At 71.3% G+C, this 14,747-nt stretch carries 12 protein-coding genes; 3 read left to right on the forward strand and 9 right to left on the reverse strand.

Going from position 1 to position 14,747, the window contains the following annotated elements; all coding sequences use genetic code 11:
• Window positions 1–177 precede the first annotated feature (177 nt).
• Genes ACWCQM_RS27650 through ACWCQM_RS27660 form a run of 3 tightly spaced genes read left to right on the forward strand, consistent with a single transcriptional unit; the run spans window position 178 to window position 3,415 of the window.
• Window positions 178–1,383, forward strand: coding sequence for a phosphotransferase (locus tag ACWCQM_RS27650; protein WP_450917823.1), 1,206 nt, complete (start codon window positions 178–180; stop codon window positions 1,381–1,383).
• Window positions 1,380–2,285 (forward strand): lactate/malate family dehydrogenase, encoded by a 906-nt coding sequence (locus tag ACWCQM_RS27655; protein ID WP_450917824.1) that lies wholly within the window; start codon window positions 1,380–1,382, stop codon window positions 2,283–2,285. The genes ACWCQM_RS27650 and ACWCQM_RS27655 overlap by 4 nt, the downstream gene beginning before the upstream one ends.
• Window positions 2,282–3,415 carry a hypothetical protein gene (locus ACWCQM_RS27660; protein ID WP_450917825.1) on the forward strand — a complete coding sequence of 378 codons (1,134 nt, stop codon included), beginning with the start codon at window positions 2,282–2,284 and terminating at the stop codon, window positions 3,413–3,415. Before ACWCQM_RS27655 ends, ACWCQM_RS27660 begins: the two co-directional genes overlap by 4 nt.
• A gap of 695 nt (window positions 3,416–4,110) precedes the next feature.
• Here ACWCQM_RS27660 and ACWCQM_RS27665 read toward each other — a convergent pair.
• From ACWCQM_RS27665 to ACWCQM_RS27705, 9 genes are read right to left on the reverse strand one after another with little or no spacing between them, the layout of a single operon-like run.
• Complete coding sequence (locus ACWCQM_RS27665) at window positions 4,111–5,361, reverse strand: hypothetical protein (protein WP_450917826.1); 1,251 nt, start codon at window positions 5,359–5,361, stop codon at window positions 4,111–4,113.
• A 52-nt stretch (window positions 5,362–5,413) separates the two neighbouring features.
• On the reverse strand, window positions 5,414–5,938 hold the full coding sequence (locus ACWCQM_RS27670) for a hypothetical protein (protein ID WP_450917827.1): 525 nt from the start codon (window positions 5,936–5,938) through the stop codon (window positions 5,414–5,416).
• Window positions 5,939–5,959: 21 nt separating this feature from the next.
• Window positions 5,960–7,648: a type IV secretory system conjugative DNA transfer family protein gene (locus tag ACWCQM_RS27675; protein ID WP_450917828.1), complete on the reverse strand. Its 1,689-nt coding sequence runs from the start codon at window positions 7,646–7,648 to the stop codon at window positions 5,960–5,962.
• Window positions 7,648–9,195: a type VI secretion protein gene (locus ACWCQM_RS27680; RefSeq protein ID WP_450917829.1), complete on the reverse strand. Its 1,548-nt coding sequence runs from the start codon at window positions 9,193–9,195 to the stop codon at window positions 7,648–7,650. The genes ACWCQM_RS27675 and ACWCQM_RS27680 overlap by 1 nt, the downstream gene beginning before the upstream one ends.
• Window positions 9,195–10,718 (reverse strand): SCO6880 family protein, encoded by a 1,524-nt coding sequence (locus ACWCQM_RS27685; RefSeq protein WP_450917830.1) that lies wholly within the window; start codon window positions 10,716–10,718, stop codon window positions 9,195–9,197. The genes ACWCQM_RS27680 and ACWCQM_RS27685 overlap by 1 nt, the downstream gene beginning before the upstream one ends.
• Window positions 10,719–10,721: 3 nt before the next feature.
• Window positions 10,722–12,548, reverse strand: a complete 1,827-nt coding sequence (locus ACWCQM_RS27690) for a hypothetical protein (protein ID WP_450917831.1) — start codon at window positions 12,546–12,548, stop codon at window positions 10,722–10,724.
• Between the two features lie 16 nt (window positions 12,549–12,564).
• The gene (locus ACWCQM_RS27695; protein WP_450917832.1) at window positions 12,565–13,350 is read right to left on the reverse strand and encodes a hypothetical protein; all 786 of its coding nucleotides are present in this window, start codon (window positions 13,348–13,350) and stop codon (window positions 12,565–12,567) included.
• A 10-nt stretch (window positions 13,351–13,360) separates the two neighbouring features.
• A complete protein-coding gene (locus ACWCQM_RS27700; protein ID WP_450917833.1) occupies window positions 13,361–13,699 on the reverse strand; it encodes a hypothetical protein in 339 nt (112 codons plus the stop codon).
• A 35-nt stretch (window positions 13,700–13,734) separates the two neighbouring features.
• Window positions 13,735–14,601 (reverse strand): hypothetical protein, encoded by an 867-nt coding sequence (locus ACWCQM_RS27705; protein WP_450917834.1) that lies wholly within the window; start codon window positions 14,599–14,601, stop codon window positions 13,735–13,737.
• Window positions 14,602–14,747 lie beyond the last annotated feature (146 nt).

The following is a 14,747-nucleotide window of genomic DNA, read 5'->3' on the forward strand; positions in this document are numbered from 1 at the left end:
GGCATATCCCGCAGGTAGCCGGCCTACTGCCCTCGCAAGTGCAGCGTGTTGGCCGATCGCCCTCGGCACGCACCGCACAGCGGACCAAGGCGGCTTTCATTCTGCCGCCTGCCCCATGACGGACCCCGAACGCGCGCCCAGCACCCACAGACGCGCGATCCCACAAGGAGGCGGTCGGTGACCCTCACTACGAGCGAGAAGACGGTGGTGAACGCGGCGGTGCTGCACGCCGCCAGCCGGAAGATCATCACCCGGGCAGTTGAAGAGGCGTGGCCGGACAGGGACGTCGTCCTCGGCCCGCAGTGCCCGAGCGTCACTTCGTACGTCTGCCGGGTCACGGTTGATGGCGAGGAGGTGATCGCGAAGTACAGCTGGCTGGGGCTGTCCCTGGTGTCCATCCTGCGGGGCGGCGGAGGGAGCTGGGAGGACGTCCAGGAAGCGCAGCGTGCGTACGTCGAGAGCGGCGGGCTGCTGACCGCACGCGAGGCGCAGAACCTGGAGTTCCTGCGTGAGCTCGGCCGCCTCCGGGTGTGCGGGACGGCCGGGCTGCTCCGGGGCGTTCTGCTCACGCGGATCGTCCCGGGCAGGCCACTGGCCGAGGAGCTGACGGCCCGTCCGTGGGATACGGGCGCTCTCCTCGACGCGGTTCTCGACTCTCTCGGGGAGCTGCACGGGCCAGCTGGCGCGGCGTCTCTGCGCAAAGCAGCGCCGATCGGTGAGCGTTCCGTCGTCGGCGTGTTCCGCAGGAAGTTCAACGGCCTGAGCGCGTCCGCGTATCTGCGGTCGCTCGGCCAGGACAGTGGTCTCCCGGAGTACGAGCGTCAGGAGGTCATCGAGCTGATGCAGAGCGCGGTGTGGCGCCTGCTCCGGATGGCCGGCGCGATCTCGTCGCGCAGGGACACAGTGGTGTTCGGGGACCTCAAGCCGGAGCACATCTTTCTCGACGGCCCCGGACTCACCTTCATCGACCCGGCCGTGCAGTGGGCGGCCGGTCCTCAGCCGGACGTCGCGAAGCTCACCGGCCGCGCGCTCCTCCTGGCAGCAGGGCATCCGGAGCCGAGGGCCGGACGGGAGATCGTGCAGGGAGTCGCGTCCACGCTCGCCCGGCACGTCGCGGCGCTGCCCGAGCACGACCGGACGGCACGTCTGCGTGAGGTCCTGGTCCTGTGGCTCATGGACACGGTGAGCATCTTGAGCACGTGTCTCAGCGCACCCCCGGGGCTCCCGCTGGCCCCGCATCAGCAGGCCCTCGTCGGCCAGGCCCGCACGGTCGCGGGTGTCGTGGACCGGGTAGGCGCCCTTCTCGTCGGGTCGATGGCCGGCCCTCGCCTCCTGGACGCCGTCTTCGCCGAGGTCGACCACGCCGGCGGGAGTGCGCGATGACCGGCCCGGTGATCGGCATCGTCGGCGCGGGGGCGGTCGGACAGACCCTCGCCACCGGCCTCGTTGCCGCCTCCCTCCCCGTGAGGTTGCTCGTCGTGGCCCGGCGGCCCAGCCAGGTGCAGGGATTGACCGCCGACCTCCAGGACCTCGCGCTCACCGCCCGGTCGCGGTCGCGGGTCGACGCCGGCGACGTCGCCGATCTCCACGGCTGCGACGCGGTCGTGATCGCCCTGCGGTCCGACTTCAGGAACACGGCCGAGCGGGACATGAGGCGCGGCGGCACGACCGCGAACGCACCTGCTCTCGGCGAGCTGGCGAGGGAACTGCGCGGGTACCGCGGTGCCGTCCTCGTCGTGACGAACCCGGTGGACTTGCTGGCCCGCCGCTTCGCCGATGTGTCGGGCTGCCCCCGCGTCTTCGGGATCGGCTCGAATCTCGACTCGGCCCGGTACCGGCTGCTGCTGGCCCGATACGCCCAGGTGTCCCCGGACCTCGTACGCGGCCATGTCATCGGCGAGCACGGTGACCGCGCCGTCGTGTGCGCGTCGACAACCACCGTCGACAGTCAGCCGATCGCGGTCCCGCTGCGGACCGTCCTGGACGATCTCCAGCGCCGCCCGGCGCTGATCCGCAACGGGATCGGCCGCACTCGCTGCGGGCCCACCGGCGCCGTGCTCTCCGCGCTCCGCAAGGTTCTCGGTCTGGCCGACGGCGTCGAGGAGCTTTCCGTGCCGTACGGGGACGTCTACCTCGGAATTCCGTTGCGCTTCACCGGAGGCAGGGCCGTGCCGTGCCTGCCTCCCCTCACCCGTTCCGAACGCCTGCGTCTGGACTCTGCGGCCAGCAGTCTCCGGGACGCCTACGCCCATCTCCCCGCTCTTCCCGAAAGGATCGCTTCATGATCAGCGCTACCCGACTTGAGGCCGCCGCGGCGGCTGTCACCGTGCTCAGCAACCGGCCGCAGGTCACGGACTGGGCTCTGCGGTACTTCGGCCCCTGGTGGAACGCCACTTCGGTGGACGCCGCCGACGTATGCGCTGACGCCGTGGTGATCGCGGACGTCGACCCGGATGGCTACGAGGCGATCACCCGCCTCGTCGACGACGGCCGCCCCGTGGACACGGTCGACTACGCGAAGCACGAGCTGCTGGTGGCGCAGGACGGCGAGCTCATCGTCGCGACGTCGCCGAGCGAGGGCATCGCGTACCGCAGCACCCCGTCCTCGGGCCGTCTGGTCCTGGCCGGTACCGACGTGCAGCCGCTCGCCCTGGCCGCCGCGCGCATCGCGCGGGAGGCGATCCGCGGTCAGCTTCTCCGCGACGGGTGGGCCGTGCTCCACTCCTCGGCGGTCGTTCGGCCGGAGGACGGTGCGGGGCTCCTCACTTTCGGCGGCAAGGGCGCCGGGAAGACGACCACTGCGCTGCTGCTCGCCTCGCACGGCTGGCAGCTCCTCGCCAACGACCGGGTGCTGGTCCGACCGACCGGGGAGAGAGACGTCGAGGTCGTGCCCTGGCCGTCCGCTGCCGCGCTCGGGCTCGGCCTGATGCACTCGCTCGGCTGGGACGTCCTCGCGCAAAAGCACCTGCGGACCGGGGGGAGCTTCCACCCGACTCAGCACGAGTCGGTGACGGAGGCGCTGCTCGCCGGCGACCACACGCCGCTGTGGGAGAACGCGAAGCGAGAGCGGAAGGTCCAGGTGTTCCCGGACCAGTTCCCGGACCTGTTCGGCGTGCCGCTGGCGACGGGCGGCCGGGCGGCCGGCTTGCTCTTCCCGCAGGTCGAGACCGACGCGGCCCCGGACGTCATCGACGGCGCCCGCACGCTCGGTGAGGACGACTTCATGTCGGGTGCGACGGAGGACCGGTACCCGGACGTCTTCCGCCAGGCTCAGGGCGTGGACGGCGGGGGCCGGGAGAGCGCACGTACCGAGGTCGCGGCACGCCTCGCCGAGCTGCCGCACCACGCGGTCCGGCTGAGCCACGACATCCCGGCGAGCGCCGCAGTGCTGTGCAAGGTCGCCGACGCGATCTGATCTGCACGCCCCGGCCGGTCGCTCGACAGCCCGGCCGGGGCGTCTCGTGTCCGGGTGCGCCCTCAGAGCAGAGCCAGAGGCGACGTGGAGCGGCTTGGGGCCGTGGCGCTCAGCAGTACAAGTTGTGGCCTTGACGGGGATTGAGATCGTTTCCCTGGGGCCATCCCTGCGGACGCGGGGAGCACCGCGGCCGGCTCGGCGACCGGCTGATTGACGAGGGACCATCCCCGCGGGCGCGGGGAGCACTCGCCGAGGCAATGGGCGCCGTACCCGATCCGGGGACCATCCCCACGGGCGCGGGGAGCACTGTACCGACCTGGCACGCGCGGGGAGCACCCGTCAGCGAACCGGCGGCGGGCCTGGCCGTAGGGACCATCCCCGCACGCGCGGGGAGCACCCGTCACCCTCGGCCGAGCCCGAAGTGTTCGTGGGACCATCCCCGCACGCGCGGGGAGCACACAGCCAGTACGCTCACCTGTCCTCGATCTCCGGGACCATCCCCGCACGCGCGGGGAGCACGACGCACGGGACCACGCCCAGCAGAGCCGGTTTGGACCATCCCCGCACGCGCGGGGAGCACTCTTGCTGAACTGCGAGTTTGCCACCCGAGACAGCCATTCCGCATGACTTTCACCGACTCCGACAAACCATGCCGTTCAGCCACAAAACCCAAACCGTCCCGCACGCCCGACAGGTCATACCGCAGCCCTCGACGCCCGAGACACTGAAGTCGCTGGCGGCGGTGCCGCAACCCGCGGTCGCGGCGCCGCAGCCGCTGCGCGAGCCGGCTGGGAGCGTGTGGTCGACCGGCTCCCCGGTACCGGCAACGTGACCGAGAGCCGAGCAGCATGGCTGTCTGCCGTCCTTGCCACCTTCCGCAGCGCGGCAAGGTCGGCCCCCGTGAAGCGGGTCGACTCCGCAGCGGCCTCCGCCAAGGCACCAGCCTCATCAGCCGCCCTGCCGTACGGGGAAGCCGACGGGCCGGGGCCGTCGGGGAGGGTGGACGGTGGCAGTTGCTGCCAGGCGTCGCGAAGGGCTTCGACCCTCGGGTGGTTGGACGTGGCGAGCGTCCGCCCCATCGGAGTTCCGATCCACGCCTGGAAGGACTCGGCCACCGATCGGGCCCCGGCGAGAGCCTCCTCCCGCGAGCCGTACGGGACCGGGCTCCGTGCGGCAGCCGTGCTGTACGTAAGGGCCGAGTCGCTCAGCTTGAGCAGGGCCTCCGCGCTGGGAAGGTCTCCTGCGGTGCTGCGGCGGATCCTGTCCGCGCCCGCCATGGCCAGTCGGCCGATGGCCTCGCACGTCCGGATGGAGAGGGACTTCCAGAATCCCTGGAAGCGGGCGTCGGTCCGCAGCTCCTTCCAGTACTCGCCGGCCTTCTCCCTGAGCGTGGTCATCAGGTGCCCCGTCGCACCGCGGATGGTCTGGATCCGCTGCCACTCCGGCGAGCTCTGGAGATCCGAGGAAGCCGCGTCCTGCAAGGCACTGTTCACGAGGCTGGAGGCCTCGGCGGAGGAGGTATCCGTACCTGCTGGATCGCCCATGGGCGACGGGCGGTCGAGAACCGATGACGTCCGGTCGATCGTCTCCAGGTCCTCCCCCACCACGGCCCACATCTCATCGGCACTCCTGCCCTGGGTTTCGGGCACATGGTCCTTCCACGCCCGCTGCGCTTTCTCGAGGCCTTCCTCCCAGTCGATGGGCGGCAGAGCAGCGCCGCCTTCGGCCGGGCTCTGCTTGAGGCGCCAGATGGCGTTGCCGTCCGACGGCTCGTGAAGGACGTCGCCCTTGCGCAGCCACCGGCCGCCAGGCAGATCGTTGCCCGGCCACAGGGGCAGATCAGCATGTTCGGCCTCTGTTACGGCGTTCGACGGCTCGGCAGGCAGCGGAGCTCGCGTGACGGGACGGTCTGCCCGCTCCTTGTCGGTGTCTGCACTCGTGGCCATGGGTGCCTCCGTGAGGTGTCGGTTCGCCCGAACCGCGTGATCCGGATCGAGTTCATAGCGGCAGCTCGGCGTCGTCGGCCCGGCGGAGTATCTCGGCTGCCGCCGGGTGGACTGCGGGGGCGTTCGTGGTCTCCGAGGAGGCCAGGTAGAAGTTGAAGTCGTTCACCGCCCCCGGCGTGACTGGCATGACCGGCGGGACCGGGGGCGGCGGCTGATGTACGCCGGTGGCGCACGCGGCCAGTTGCAGGCGTGGGATGAAGGCGTGCAAAGTGTTGATCCAGTCGGCCTCGGCGAGTTCCCGGCCCGGGACCTGCTCACCGGCGTACGTACGGATCCACCCGGCGTACAGGGCCGTCAGGTGCTCCACCACCGGGGGATGGCGGTACCAGCACGGAGGGATGCTGTTGTGCAGCTCGAACGTGACGCGTAGCCAGTCGACCCAGGTCGCCAGCTCGCGAAGGCGTTCCTGCCTGTCCATCGGGTCCATGGCAGCCCACACCCACCGCTGCGGCTCGGGCTGGGCATCGGAGGGCATGGTGGGCCACAGGGAGGCCGGGTTGTCGAGATCCGGGGGCATGAGTGAAGCCCTTCCTGCTGTTCAGCGCCGTTGCGAGGGATCGCTGGTGTGGCCCGGCGCCGCGGCCAGCAGCTTTCTCAGGTCCTTGTCGCGGAAGGTCAGCCGCATCCTGACCTTGATCGGGGGCTGGTTGGAGTACTGCGCGATCGCGGTGAAGTCCGGCAGCTGCTGCAGCGAGTGCACCGGAGCGAGATCCGTCTCGGTGGCCGAGGTGTTGGTGGTGTACTCGCCGCATGAGCGGCCGTGGGACGTCCTCATCACCTCGGTGCGTCCGTACAGCCCGGAGAAGTAGCGGAGGGTCTCCAGGTCTCCGCAGCCCGGCAGCAGCATCCGCAGGCCGCTCGCGGAGAGCACCGTGTTGGCCTTCTGCGGGCCGAGCCGGTCCCGTAGCTGGGAGAGGTCGTGCCACACCGTCAGTACGTCGATGCCCATGCCGCGGCCGGTGGTCAGGATGTTCGGCAGCCTCGGGTAGCGCAGCATGTTCCCGGCCTCGTCGACCATCACGCCCAGCGACGGATTCAAGGGCGTGCCCGTGCTGTTGTAGCGGGCCTCCGCGCCGTGAATGATCGAGGCGATAATGGAGGTCAGGAGCGGGGCGAACCGCTCGGCGTCGGCCTCAGACGCGATCAGGCAGACGGTGCCGTTCCTGTCCAGAAGGTCCTCCACCGTGAAGTCGGTGCCGGCGCACGTCTCGCGGACCTCCTCGTCTGCGTACACCCTCGCCAGCACGTTGAGGCTGAACTGGATGGAGCCGATCCCGTCCTCGTGGAGCCGCAGCCAGGGCGAGGCGTAGTCCTCGGCGACCTCGTTGTAGCCGTGCTGCACCAGGACGGCGCGGACGTGGTCGACCGCGTCCTTGCCGAGCCCCAGCCAGCGGCGCATCGCGGCCACTCCCCCGCCGGACAGGTTCGCTGCCAGCAGCACGCCCTTGAGGACGCTCTTGGCCTGGTCGATCCACGGCGCCGCGCGCTTGCTGTCGCCGGACGCGGACGCCTCCGCCATCCACGAGGCCATCCGGTCGGCCGCCTTCGCGTCGGCGCAGTAGTCGACGGGCGACCACTTCTGGGTCGCCCTGCCCGGGATGCCGGCCGGGGCGATGACCCAGACCGGCCCGAAGGCGCGACGGCGCGCGTAGATGATGTCGAGGTCGGCAGCCTTGGTGGTCGTCACCACGAGGGGGCCCTGCCACTCCGCGGCGTTCGGCAGCACCAGTCCGGTGGTCTTCGAGGAACCCGGGACTCCGAACACGGTCGCGCTGATGTTGGGCCGCGCGGCCACGATCTTTCGGGTACGCATCCCACGCCCGGCGGTGATCCGGTTGGCCCGGGCGGCCGGGTCCTGGGGCGCCCTCAGCTTCCGCTCGACCTTGGCTCCGCCCCACTGGGCGCCGCCGGCCCGCCCGCTCCGGCCGAAGAGGCTGACGGCCTTCACGGCCAGGACGAGCACGATCAGGACGAACACGACGGTCAGCCCATAGAACAGCCAGCTGGGCGGGGCGGGGTCGTACGCCGATCCGGGGCCCCGTACCAGTGACTTGAGGACCGTGCCGGGGATGCTGTCGGTCCGGGTGGCCCACCCGCGCCCGGACAGGAGAGCCGCGGCCGGCGCAGCCAGCAGCACCGCGCCGCCGACCGCGGCGGCGGCGCCGATCCCGTAGGCGGCGAGGAGGGTGTTGTCGTCCAGGGCGGCGTCGGCTCTTCCCGCAGCCATTACACCGTCATCCTCTCGTCGGTCTCGAAGAGCTTCTGCTCGATGTGGGAGAGGACCAGCTGAACGGCGTGGCCGCCGCCCCGGCCCATCTTCCACAGGGCCCGGCCGCGCTGGCCCGCACCCCACGACCCGATCAGGTCGCACTCCGCGTCCGAGAGGCCGATCGCCTCGCGGGTGATCTGCAGGGGGCGGGTGTCCTGGGCCAGCTGGATCCGTGTCTCGCAGGAGGAGATCAGGTCCTTGGCGATCGCGACGGCCTCGGAGCTCGCCGCACCGACGCTCTCGAAGTCGGACAGCCGGTGCGTGGCCAGGATCTGGATGGTGCCGGTCGCCCGGGACAGCCTGAGGTCGGCGTCGATCTTCCGGACCATGGCCGCCCCGCCGGAGCGCATCTGCCGCCAGAGTTCATCGCGTACGACGATCCAGGGGCGTTGGCCGGGCCGGTCGATGGCGGCCTGCGCCCACGAGGAGACGCAGGACAGAACCATGGCGATCGTCTCGTCGCCGTACTGCTCCAGGGCGCTGATGTCGACGGACTGGATAGGTGCGTCCCAGTCCAGGCCGATCGAGGTCTGTTCGTCGAAGAGTCCGCCCAGGTGCCCGTTGACCATCGTTCCGAGCGCCGAGCGGATCGAGACCATCTGCTCGCGCGCCAACTGGACCTCGCCGTCACGGACCCTGAGCTCCTGGGCCATCGCGTCGGTGGGGTCGCGGAGCTTGTCGTAGACGAGCGGCAGGGTCGGCACGGCGAGCCTGCTCTGTCCGTACAGTTCGCCGGTCACCTCGCGCACCGCGACGTCGAGAGCTTCCTCCTCGCGGGACTCCAGCGTGCGGCGGAGCTGGAGTTCGAGGAGGGCCTTGAGCAGCGTGAGGCGGCGGCGATGGATCTCCTGGAGGCGGCTCCGGAGCTCGGCCGGGTCCTTGATCCGGTCGAGGCCGGTGCCTAGCGGTCCGGCGTCCAGCGGGTTGAGGCGCCCGGGGAGGCCGGGGCCGAGACGTACGGGCTCGACCCCCAGGTGCCGGCACAGGCCCGCGTACTCGCCCTTCACGTCCCCCGCGATCAGTGTCCGGTGCCCGAAGGCCATCAACCGGAAGCACAGGGCCTTGATGTGGGCGCTCTTTCCGCTGCCGGGGATGCCGGTGATCATCACGTTCGGGTTCGTGCAGAGACCTTCGCGGACCCAGACCGCCGGATGGGCGGAGAAGGCCTGGGTGGTCAGGGTGTTGTGCCCGATGTACGCGCCCACGGGAGGCAGCGATCCGGCGTGGAGGAAGGGGTAGGCCCCGGCGGCGTTGCCGGTGTCCGCCCGGACCACCTCCGTGCGGGGCAGGGACGCGGTACGGCCCGCGAAGGGATGGGGCCAGCCCTTGCGGGGTGCCACCCGCATGACCGTGTCGGCGTCTTCGAGGCGACGGGACTCGCGCTGCTCGGCCGGGGTCGGGCCGGCGGGCGCGGGTACGTGGGCGGTGCTGATCCCGGTCGCCTCGCCGATGCCGGAAGCGTCCAATTCGGTGTCGGTCGCGCGATGTCGTGCCGTCAGGCGCATCAGAAGCCCATCCGTCGGTCCGGGAGTCCCTGGCCGAGCGGCAGCGCGCCGGCGGCGAAGCCGACGTCCTGGGCGCCCCACATGCGCCGTAGCTCCAGGCCGGCGGCGGCTGCGTCGGCCTGCATCTCGGCGCAGGCCGTCTCCAGTTCCTCGAGGTCGGTCACGGTCACCGACAGCACCGCGGTCATCCGGACCACGCCCTGGCCGGCCGCGCGGGCGGCGTCCTGGGTACGCGCGAGGTTCACCTCGCGGCGCTCGTCCTCGCTCTCGTCCCGTCCGGTCCTGGCGCGCAGGTACCGGGCGGAGGACCGCTTGCTCTTCTCGCGGGCCAGCTCCTGGCGTGCCCGGCGCGGCCCGAGCGGCTCGTAGACCAGGCTCATGGACCGTCGCGCGTTGCGCCGGGGACGCAGCAGCGGCTGGAGGAACGTCGCGTAGACCTGGGCCTGGGGCCAGGTGCGGACCTGGTAGGTGACGGTCCAGGCTCCGTCGTGGCGGTAGGTCCCCCACCCGGTCTCCGCCGCGGCGGGCCCGGCCAGCGCGGGGTCGACGCCTTCTTCGACGCCCTGCCACCCGGGGGTCCGGGCCGCCGCGTTGGCGGTGGCGATCGCGACCTGGGCATCCGGGTCGTACGCCGTACGGATGCTCTGCGCGAGCTTGCGGGGCGAGAGCCACTCCATGACCTGGAGACTCGCGGTGCTCAGCGCTCCGCCCAGTGCGTGGATCTCCCTGACCAGTACGGCCGCCGCGCCGACCTGGCCTCCCCCGGCTCCCTTGATGGCGAGGCGGGCCCGCCCGGCGGACAGGGTCACGGACAGATAGGTCTCCCGGTTGGTGGCAGTGGGTCCGGCACCCTCCATCAGGTCGGACAGCGCGCTGACGGCGGCGGGTGGCGCGTCGGGGGTGATGTGGTGGGCGGTCCACGACCGCAGGGCGGCGCCGTCGTCGGGCAGGCACCGCTGGTGTACGGACAGCCGCACGATCGGAGAGTCCTCGGTGCAGAAGGTGCGGAGCAGCGCGGCCCAGGACGAGACACGGGCGGCCTGCTTGTCGGTGTCCACCAGGGCGAGGCCTGGGAAGCTGACCCGGGCCACGGCCGTGTACGTACCGGCGACCGGGTCGTGCGCGACTCCCAGCAGGCCTCCGAGCCCGTCCGGGGCCTCCAGGATCCGGAGCCTGGCCAGGGTCCCGGGCAGGTCGGTCGGCTGGTGGCCCGTCCGGTTCGAGCGGGGCGCGAACGGCCCCGAGACGAAGACGTTCTGCTTCCGTGCCACGGCGATCTGATGCCTCACTGCCAGCAGGATCCATTCATCGGCGCTCAGCCCGCTGACACGGCCGAACGCGAGCACGAGGAGCACCGCGGCCACCGGCACGCACAGGGAGGCCGCGGTCCAGCTCGCGAGGTTGACGGGGATGAGCAGGAGCGCGCAGCCGACGGCCACCAGGGCGAAGCCGGGGCCTGACAGGCGCCCCATGAAGCCTGACTTCTCCGACTGCCAGCCGCTGTAGGTGGCGGGTTGTGTCATGGGCTATCCCTGGGTCGGAGGGCTGGGAGGCTGCACCGGGGACTGCGGGCTGTCCGCGCCTTCGGACCGGGCCTCGGACGGCTGCCCCGGCGAGGTGGATACGCGCCGCTGGGCGATGACGACGTGGCGGCCCCCGGCGGCGCCGTGGTCGAGACCCGCGTGTCCGGCGGTGCTCGACATGCCCGACTCGACGGTGTCCTTGCCCGCCGCGAGGAGTTGCAGGGGCAGGGCGACCGTCCCGAAGACCTTCGAGCCGAAGGACCTCCCGGCGCCCGCGCTTGTGCCGGGTACGGGACCGGCGTTGGAACCGCCGGCCGCTGTCTGGGCGGTGTCCTGTTCCAGGGCCCGGGTGTAGGCGCTGCCGCCGCCGACGGCGCCCGCTCCGCCCATCTCGGGCCGGTATCCACCGCTCACCGACGCGGCGGAGGACCCGATGGAGCTCATGAGGCCGGAGGCGATCGCGCTGCCCCCTCCGACCGTGGAGAACGTCATGAACTTGGCCAGCACGGGCCAGGCGAAGCAGGCCAGGACGAAGATGACCAGGCCGACGAACATGTTCTGGACTCCCTGGCCTTCGGCCATGGCGCCGAACCCGATGGCGAAGCAGAGCACGATCAACGGCTTCATGAGGATGAGGGCGATCAGCGCGTTCCGGGCCTTCGGCCACCATTCCTGGGTGGAGTCGGACAGCTGACCGGCGAGGACCACGGGCATGGTGGCGACCAGGATCATGATGCCGGCCTGCCGCAGGAGGACCTCGAGCCACAGCGCGGCGATGGCGAGGATGCAGACGATCCCTACGACGATGATGACCCCGACCGCCGCGGCGGCCACTCCCTCCCCCGTGATGAGCGCCGTGCCGACCGTCGCGGCGCCGCCGCCACCGGTGATGAGCCCTCCGAAGAGCGTGCCGAGCTGGTGCTGCATCGCCTCGGTCGCATCGGCCTCGCCCGATCCGCCGCCGTCGAAGGTGTAGTTGATGATCCAGGTGGAGACCGCGTCCGACCAGGTCAGCGCGGTCTGGGTCGCCAGCACGTACACCGAGGAGATGACTCCCCACTTCGCCAGACCGATGACGGCGGTGGCGGCGGGCTCGCCTCGCTGACTGACGGCGACCTTTCCGAACTGCAGGAGCAGCAGGAAGGTGGCGACGACCAGGGAGAGCGTGGTCATGAGGGCGGTGGCCGAGTCGATCCCGGTCTTGGACAGGTCGATGGTCGACGAGGAGTTGAAGATCTTCGCGAACTCCTCGAGCAGCCACACCACGGCCTTGCCGATGTAGCGGGCCGCCTCCTGCAAGGCGTCCGACGCCATCTCGCTGACCTTGCCCGCCGCCCAGGTCACCGGGCTCTTCGCGTCCGGGGGGTACTTCTCCTGGCCGTCGCGCAGGCACTCCTGGAAGATGCCGCCCTTCTCGACGCAGGCGGTGACGTACGTGTTCAGCTCGTCGAAGTTGCCCTGCTCCTGGTCGTAGGCCTTGCGCCACTTGTCGAGGCGGAGCTCCTCGTACCGTCGGCGATCGGCTGCGCCGCAGTCCCTGGCCGCATTGCCGTCGGCCCCCTCGCAGGTGCCGACGGAGCCGGGCAGGTCGCCCGCCCCGGCGGGCTTGCAGGCGCCGTCGGTGGCCCCGAAGTCCATGACGCACCAGTGGCCCTGGGCGTCGATGCCCGCGACGTCGCCGCCCTGGGCCCACTCCCCCGGCGGCGGTTCCGGAGGGCCGTAGTCGGCGTGCTCGCCTCCGTGGTCGGCCACCGCGGCCGGGGCGCCGGCCGTGAGTCCGGCGAGGCAGCAGAGGAGGACGAGCAGGAGGCACCGGAGCCGGACTGCCACAGGGCGCCGGGTGCGGTCATTCCTCATGCCTGACCTGGATCCACTGGTCCTGCCACGCGAAGGGCGAATCCGCGTCGTAGGCGACGGGGAACGTCCGCTGCTCGACGTAGGCGTCCTCGTCCGTGAGCTTCCACGCTCCCTCCTGCCACTTCACGACGAAGTCCGTGGTGTCGCCCTTGACCGGGTTGTCGTCGGTGGCCTTCTCCGGTGTGGTCGCGTACCGGTCGAAGCTCAGCCAGATGTGCACGACGTCGCCGCGGGGCAGTTCGTCGTCGGCCAGGCTCCGCATCCGTACGGCCTCCACCGTGGTGGTGAAGGTGATCCCCGCGGGTGTGCCGCCCGAGGCGGGCAGACCCGCGCCTTCCCGGAGCGTGCGGACCTCGGAGATCTGCCTGTCGATGAACCCGGCCGCATCCGGCGATGTCACGACCTCCAACTGCTGGCGGGCCCTCTGGTCGTCCATCCAGGCGTACTCCTCCCAGAAGTGGACGACCGCGGAGACGGCGCCGCCGGGACTGTGCGGGAAGCCGATGCTGGCGCCGTCCCTCTGCGCCGTCGGCGCGTTCAGCGTGATCTTCTTCGCCCGCTCCGGAGTCATCTCGGGGCCGCTGCCGGACGAGGCGGAGCTGGACGGCTCCGCGTTGCCCGTTGCGGTCGGTCCGGCTGCCGGCGTACCGGAACCGCCGTCGCCGATCAGCGAGTACGCGGCGATGCCCCCGGCGGTCAGGACACCGACGACGAGGACCGTGAGCCCGCCGAGTAAGAGTTTTGCCTTTCGGGCACCGCGCTCGTGGTTGTCCATGCCGGTGGCCTCAGACCGACAGGTTGTAGACCGCGAGCACCATGGAGCTGGTCAGGCCGATGCCGCCGGCCCCGCACAGGCTCCACAGCACGGACTGCTTGCCCCTGGCGGCCAGCTGGGCCCTTTCCGTGTTGTGCCCGACCGCGACCAGCAGCCACCCGGTCAGGCCTCCGATCACCGCGGCGGCGAGCCCGAATCCCGCGGTCCAGTTCAAGATGGTCTGCACCTGCGTGTTCACCGCCGCGGGGAGGGCGGGTGAGGGCTTCGGTACGACCGGGGCCGGATCTGCGGCGAGTACGTCCAGACCCGGGGCATGGGCCAGAGCGTGGACCGCGTCCATGAACGTCATGTCGAACACCTCGTCAGAGCTCGTCTACGGATCGGCTACGAAGGAGAGACCACGGCCAGGGGCGCCGGCCGTGGGGCGTCGGGAAGCGGCGTGCCCCATGAGGCTCGGGCCGCCGCGAGGACCTCCTGGCAGAGCAGGCCCGCGGCTTGCCGCGTGCGGGAGCGCAGGCGGGAGACCGTGCGCAGCCCATGGGCGCGGATGTGCGGGTCGTACGGAAGGTGGACGACGGCTGCGGCGCGGGCCGACAGCATCGTGGCGCCGGCCCGTACGACGGCGGGGAGGCGGCCGTCCGTCTGCGCGGTCAGGACCACCACGGTGCGCTGGAGCGGCATCCCGTCCGCGTGCAGTGCCATGACGGCCTGCTGGAGTGCCTGCACTCCGCCGGCGGTGGCGGAGGCACAGAGCACGGGCACCGCGTACGGCAGCTCGCACCAGGACCGGGTCTGCCCGATCCGCCCGGCGCACCGGGACTCGAGGATGTCGTGGGACACAGGGTGCGGGGTGTCGGCGACGACGCACTGCCAACCGCCGATGGCGGCCAGCTGCAGCCACGCGGCCGGGGCGTGCGGCAGTACGAGCGGAGGGCTGTGCCAGTCGCGGCCGTCGGTGAGCACCTGCCAGCCAGGGGCGCTGCGGGTGCCGTGCCGTACGGCCGCGGCACGCCGGACCTGGGAGCGGGTGAGCGGTCTGTCCGGCGGCAGCGCGGCCAGTCCGCCTGCCTGCTGCCCGACCGTCCACGACGGCCAGGGGGACGAGAGCCGCGGGGCCGTGTCCAGGACGACGGTGCCCGCTCCGGCAGCGGCCATGCGCTCGGCCAGCAGATCCGCCACGGTCGAACGGCCGCTGCCGCCCGTCGCCGCCATCACCGGCGTCACGAGGCGGATCCCCGATGAGAAACCCATCGGAGACAAAGCCCTTCTGTCCACGCTTCCCCCGTACGCGACAATGCTTCGCATACGCTAATACGATTCGTCACTTTGTCGCACTCGGACAGATTGAAGTCGCCATATCCGGCCACCCGGACGGTTTGCACAGAACCTCAACATGC

This window comes from Streptomyces sp. NPDC002125 (genome assembly GCF_053593715.1).